The organism is Pseudomonas sp. 14P5.3.2 (assembly GCF_057799175.1).
The window spans coordinates 1-1,222 of sequence record NZ_JBYOKU010000074.1; the positions used below are offsets into that span (position 1 = coordinate 1).

The window sequence follows — 1,222 nt, forward strand, 5'->3', positions numbered from 1 at the left end:
TCCTCGCACAGACGCTGGATGAAATGCAGGTCCGATTCATCGTATTGCACGCAGTAGATGCGCTCGGGATAGATCGAACCGGTCTTGAATTCGTAGGCGTTGCTCTGGATGCCGTGCTCTTCGAGAACCATGCCGATGATTTTCGGCACCGTGAGGTTCTGGAAGATCCGTTGGTTGACGCGGTGCGCCAGGTACGACAATTGCGGGCGCAGGGTCACCGAATAGCGCGTCAGGCGCTTGCCCGAGTCACCTTGCGCGGCGCGATAGATCTGGCCGTGGATGCCGCTGCCATCGGGCGACAGCTGCAGAAAGGCCGGTTTGTGCAGCAGGGTTTCGAGGTCCAGCGACGGCTGCTCACTGACCAGCTCCACCTCGAACACAAAAGGCTGGCTGATGGCTTCCCGGCCGGTCAGGGTGAATACCTGAAAATCGGCGGAGAGCCCTTCGATGGTCAGGGCAAAGTGGGTTTCATTGGCCGGCGCGAACATCCCTTGTTCCTCGTGCTGTACAGCGGCGTTCGTCGACAACCGCAAAGCGGTTCAACGCACGCGAAATTCTGGAGGGGCGTAAACAACATCGACCAGCAGGGCTGGTCGATGCTTGTAACGATCAGCCGTAATTAAACGACTGGAGCACGCCAGTCATCGGAACCCGAAGTACCGGATACTTCGTGGGTCCAGGTGATTTTGCGGTAGGTGAACTGCACTTCTTCCAGGTGGGTGAAGTGCGAGTTGCCTGGATCCTGGCAGTTGTGCATTTTGTTGTTGATGGCGACGATGATCGCGTCTTCCAGTTTGGTGGTGTAGTAGTGCTCTTGAGTACCTTGAGCCGAAGTACGGTACCACTGGATAACGATTTCGCTCATGCGCTCGCCGGAGGTCAGAGCAGCTTGCAGCAGAGGCGAAGCCTTGTCGTAGACCTTGGTGATGATCACTGGCTTGTGAACGCGCTGACCGGTTGGCTGACCGGACTGTGGGTCACGCGGGATGATCACGTCGTGGCTGAAAGCCTGAACCATGACCTGGTCTTCGTGGCCTTCCTGGTAGGTGTTGCCAACGGAGTCGGCGGTGAAGGCGCCGGCAGTGATCAGGCCTTGTTTTTCGCCGGTAACCGACATGTACGCTGGTGTTGCCATGGGGTGCTCTCCTTGCGGATAAATTTAGGGTGCCCGGGAGGCGAAATCGCCCGGTGGGTGCCTGACTGTTATCAAGGAGCGTGCCAG

At 57.9% G+C, this 1,222-nt stretch carries 2 protein-coding genes; both read right to left on the minus strand.

Annotation, left to right across the window (positions count from 1 at the left end; all coding sequences use genetic code 11):
• A partial coding sequence (locus AC27VU_RS28860) for a contractile injection system protein, VgrG/Pvc8 family (protein ID WP_488725405.1) occupies positions 1–488 on the minus strand: 488 nt, incomplete at its 3' end.
• A gap of 131 nt (positions 489–619) precedes the next feature.
• Positions 620–1,135, minus strand: a complete 516-nt coding sequence (locus tag AC27VU_RS28865; RefSeq protein ID WP_003226246.1) for an Hcp family type VI secretion system effector — start codon at positions 1,133–1,135, stop codon at positions 620–622.
• Positions 1,136–1,222: the final 87 nt, after the last annotated feature.